General features: G+C 59.7%; 3 protein-coding genes. 1 reads left to right on the forward strand and 2 read right to left on the reverse strand.

The window, feature by feature from the left end:
• Positions 1-290 precede the first annotated feature (290 nt).
• On the forward strand, positions 291-1709 hold the full coding sequence (locus tag V6M89_RS30205; protein ID WP_332856681.1) for a DUF4214 domain-containing protein: 1419 nt from the start codon (positions 291-293) through the stop codon (positions 1707-1709).
• Between the two features lie 17 nt (positions 1710-1726).
• Here V6M89_RS30205 and V6M89_RS30210 read toward each other — a convergent pair whose 3' ends face one another.
• Together V6M89_RS30210 and V6M89_RS30215 are read right to left on the reverse strand one after the other, a co-directional pair.
• Positions 1727-2938 carry a sensor histidine kinase gene (locus tag V6M89_RS30210; RefSeq protein ID WP_332856682.1) on the reverse strand — a complete coding sequence of 404 codons (1212 nt, stop codon included), beginning with the start codon at positions 2936-2938 and terminating at the stop codon, positions 1727-1729.
• Between the two features lie 83 nt (positions 2939-3021).
• On the reverse strand, positions 3022-4386 hold the full coding sequence (locus V6M89_RS30215) for a sodium-dependent transporter (RefSeq protein ID WP_332856683.1): 1365 nt from the start codon (positions 4384-4386) through the stop codon (positions 3022-3024).
• Positions 4387-4590 lie beyond the last annotated feature (204 nt).

Below are 4590 nucleotides of genomic sequence, written 5' to 3' on the forward strand. Positions count from 1 at the left end.
CAGGACCGTGAAACAACTCTGCGCCGATGATAGTGCTGCAACCAGTGTGAAAGTAGGTTATCGTCAGGCTAGTTATACAGAAAAGCCCACCAAGTGAACTTGGTGGGCTTTTCGCATTCCGCGGCCATTTGTTCAGCGCGGCACTGCCGTGCTTCACTATTAAAGAAGCCCCTTCCAATGATTTGGTCGGGGCTTTTTTTCGTTTGAGTTTTCGTTTGAACTCTTGTTCTCGCGCCATGGAAAATAATTAACGTGTACTATTTGGTAATTATTTCAATCGGGAGACAATTATGCAACGCCAACTACAATGGGCTTCCTTGAGCCTGATCGCCGCTTTGCTGACGGCCTGCGGCGGTTCGAATGTGGACAGTACCGCTCCGCGCACTGCGGGCATGCGCATGGGCGCCGCCGGACCGACCGCGCCACCGACCGCTTCCGCACACGCCGCGCTGGTCCAGGCGCTCTATCTGGCCTATTACGGCCGCGTCCCCGACAGTGGCGGCCAGGCTTTCTGGACCTCCGCTTTCGATACTTTCAATCTGCCTGCTACTGCGTCCGCGTTGTTCACTGCTTACGGCAGTGATGCCAACGTCAAAATGGTGCTCGATGGATTTGGCAGCAGCGCGGAAGCGTCCGACCTGTACGCCGGCACCAACGCCGAATTCGTTAATACTGTTTATATCAATTTATTTGGCCGCTACGCCGATGGCGGTGGCCAGAATTTCTGGGTTGGTGTGCTGGACAGGCAAGTGATCACTCGATCATTTGCGGCCCTGGCCATTCTCGTCGGCGCGCAAGGCGATGACCTGTCGGCCCTGTCAAAAAAGAATGAAGTGGCGACGCGCTTCCTGGCCGCGCTGACAGCTGCGGGCTTGACGGATACTTCGCCCAAAGGCGTCATTGGCGCCGACTTGCTGGCCCAGGTCAATGCCACTACCGATCTCGTAGCGTTCCAGGCTGTGATTGATGCGGCAGTGCAGTCGATTGCCCAAGACATAGCGCCGACCAGCTTGCTACGCTACACCGCCTTCCAGAACGTCTACACCGAGATCTCGACGCCAGCGCGGTACTGGTTGTCATTTGGACGCGGGACGATTCCCATCCCTAGCGGCAAGTTGGTGTTCGGCTTAGGGGAGCGCCAGATCGGCTTCGCCAAAAACTTTGGATCGAGCGGCCCTAGCGTGCTGTATGACGCACCCATCGTCGCTTCATCGACGGTTGCCGCCCAGCCTGATGGCACGTCTCCTGTGATGCTGATGCTGTGCCAGGCCACGACTGACGCTACAACCAGCGTCGTCAGCAATAAATCAACGGACTTGCTGGTGCTGAATGCGGCGCAGATGATTAGCACCGCCAAGGAGTTGGCAGGACAGACGCTGTCCACCTACCGCGAGGATTGCGGCGTCGTGACCACGCAAAACATTGTATTCGATGCAGAGGGTGCCGCAACGGTGACCGATGCAAGCGGCGTCAAAGTGTACCCGGCCGCTTCGGTGCAGGCCGCGTTGAATGGCGTGCTGGCCGGTAGCCTGACGGTCAGGGACCTCTCCTGGCGCGCCTACCGCTACACCAAGGCGGACGGCTCGGCCAAGTATGCGATCGTCAGCCGGACGATGGCGCACGCCAGCGTCCCGCCTGAGATGCCGACCGTCACCACCGCAGGTGCCACGACAGCGGCCGGAGCGCTGTCCTTGTGGTCGCAGGAATAGAGCGCGTGGCGCCGATGCTAGCGCGTCGGCGCCAGCATCGGCAGCGTCAAGGTAAACCGGGTGCCGCCGCCGGGCTCGCTAACCACGGCGATGCCGCCACCCAGGATTTCGGTGACGATGTTGTGGACAATATTCAGGCCCAGGCCGGAGCCACCCACCCCCAGCTTGGTGGTGAAGAAGGGATCGAAGATGCGCGACAGGTAGTCCTTCTTGATGCCGACGCCGTGGTCTTCAACCGATAGCGTCACCAGGCCCTGCGGTGAGAGGCTGGCCGAGATGTCGATCAGGCCTTCGCCGCGGCCTTCGTAGCCGTGCAGGATGGCGTTGTTGATCAGGTTGGAAATCACCTGTCCGATGGGGCCGGGGTAGCTTTCCATCATCAGGTCCGGCGGTATCCTTTGCTGTATCACGAATGGCGTGCGCTTGATAGTTGGCTGCAATGTCAGCACATTGCCAGCCACCACCTCGGCCAATAGAAAGCTGCGTCGTTGCGAACTGGTCTGGTCGACCGCCACCTGTTTGAAGTTGGTCACGATATCCGCCGCGCGATGCAGATTGCGGGTCAGGATATCCACCGACAGCTGCGCATTCTCGATGTAATGTTCAAACTCCTTGCGGGTGATGCCGCCTTCCTGCGCCAGGTGCTTGGTGATATCGCCGGTCTGCATTTCAAACGTGGTGGAGGCCATCAGACTGTTGCCGATCGGCGTATTCAGTTCGTGAGCGATACCGGCCACCATGGCGCCCAGTCCAGCCAGGCGTTCGTTGCGCACCAGGTCTTCGCGCGCCTTGTCCAGCGTGGCGATCATGTCCTGCAATTCGCGGTTGGCGCGACGCAGCGCCAGGTGGGTATTGATGCGCGCCAGCACCTCTTCGATCTGGAATGGCTTGGTGATGTAGTCCACGCCGCCTGCGTCGAAGCCGGTGACTTTTTGCTTGGGGTCGGTCAGGCCGGTCATGAAGATGACCGGGATATCCTTGGTGGCCTTGCCGGCCTTGAGGCGCCGGCAGGCTTCGAAGCCGTCGATGCCCGGCATGACGACATCGAGCAGGATCAGATCCGGCTCGGCGAATTCCGCGCGCATCAAACCTTCGGCGGCGGTCTGCGCCAGGACGATCATGAAACCGTGCCGTTCAAGCCGGTCCAACAGGGCCGCCAGATAGGATAGAGAGTCGTCGACGATGAGTATCGTCGGCATCGGCACTACGGGGATCTCGCTCTGGTTCATCACGCAGCCTGAGGATATTCACGGTGGACACAGTATATGCATACTGCTCCGGCGACGGTGAAAAAAGAGCGAGACCGTTGCGCCTATAGCAAATTCAATCCCTTCAACATTACCAAAAGAATCAGCACGGGCGAGACATAGCGCAGCAGGAAGAAGACGATGCGTATCGTGGCCCGGTTGCTCAATGCGCCCTGGTTCGACAGTGCCTGGCTGAACTTGTCCGCACCCCATACCCAGCCGACGAATACAGCTAGCAAGATGCCACCCAGCGGCAGCAGTACGTTGGACGAGACGAAGTCGAACAGGTCGAACATATTCATGCCGAACAGTTTGAATTCGGCCAGCACGTTGTTGGTCAATGCGCAGCTGGAGCCCAGTAGCATCAGGCCGGCGATGGTCAGCAGCGTGGCCTTCGCGCGGCTCATGCCGAAGCGTTCGTGCAGGATCACGACCGGCACTTCCATCAGCGACAGCATCGCACCAGTGGCGGCCACCGACGCCAGCACGAAGAAGGCGATCATCAACAACTGGCCACCGGGAATCTGCGAGAACACGGCGGGAATGGTGATGAACACCAGGGCCGGGCCGGCCGCCGGCTCGAAGCCGAAAGTGAACACGGCCGGGAAGATCGCGATGCCCGCCAGCATGGAGACGCACAGATCGGCGGCCATCACGCGCAGCGTGGTCTGCGGAATATTCTGGTCGTCGCGGAAGTAGGAGCCGTAGGTCATCATCGTGCCCATGCCCAGCGACAGCTTGAAGAACGCCAGTCCCATCGCGGTCAGGATGACGCCCGCAGTGATCTTGCTGAAGTCGGGGCGGAACAGGAAGGCCAGGCCATCGACCGCCTTGTCCAGCGACAGGCTGACCGCGCACAGCACCAGCAACAGCAGGAACAGGATGGGCATCAGCTTCTTGGCGATGCCTTCGATGCCTTTGGTGACACCCATCAGCAGGATGCCGCCGATGAAGGCCAGTACGCCCCATTGCCACAACAGCGATTGCACCGGGTCGGCGATCAGCGCGCTGAAAGCGCCTTCGGTCACGTGGCGGTCGCTGCTCAGGATGGAACCGCCTATGGCCTTGAATACATAGGCGAATACCCAGGCCACCACTTCTGAATAGAAGGACAGGATCAGGAAGGCCGCCGCCATGCCTGCCACGCCGACCAGCCACCATGGCAGGCCTTTTTTCGGGCTGAGATTTTGCAGCGCCGTGATTGGATTTGCTTTGGCCGCGCGGCCCATCGTGATCTCCGCGATCATGACGGGCAGGCCGATGACCAACGTTGCGAGCAGGTAGATCAGCAGGAAGCCGGCGCCGCCGTTGGCGCCGGTGAGGTAGGGGAACTTCCATATATTGCCAAGGCCTACGGCCGAACCCAGCGTCGCCGCGAGTACGCCGAAGCCGGAGCTGAAGCCGCCGCGCTTGATGGTGTGATTGCTCATTGGGTGCATTCCTGCCATGTACATAAAGGGCGCGATTGTAGCAGTTCGAAAAAAGGCCTTGCGGATATGGAGGGAGCTTTGCTATAGTCCGCCCCCTCGCAGAGCACAGCACACGTTGCTGAGTGAGGCGGGAAAAAGTAGGGGTTGACGAAACGGTCTAAACGCTTCATACTCTTTCTTCTTCGCTGACGGACACAACGCTCC

Source organism: Duganella sp. S19_KUP01_CR8 (assembly GCF_036688705.1).
GTDB lineage: Bacteria > Pseudomonadota > Gammaproteobacteria > Burkholderiales > Burkholderiaceae_D > Rugamonas.

Excerpts from the sequence above, each read along its gene's own strand:
- V6M89_RS30205 (WP_332856681.1), top strand. The coding sequence starts at position 291 with ATGCAACGCCAACTACAATGGGCTTCCTTGAGCCTGATCGCCGCTTTG.
- V6M89_RS30210 (WP_332856682.1), bottom strand. The coding sequence starts at position 2,938 with ATGAACCAGAGCGAGATCCCCGTAGTGCCGATGCCGACGATACTCATC.
- V6M89_RS30215 (WP_332856683.1), bottom strand. The coding sequence starts at position 4,386 with ATGAGCAATCACACCATCAAGCGCGGCGGCTTCAGCTCCGGCTTCGGC.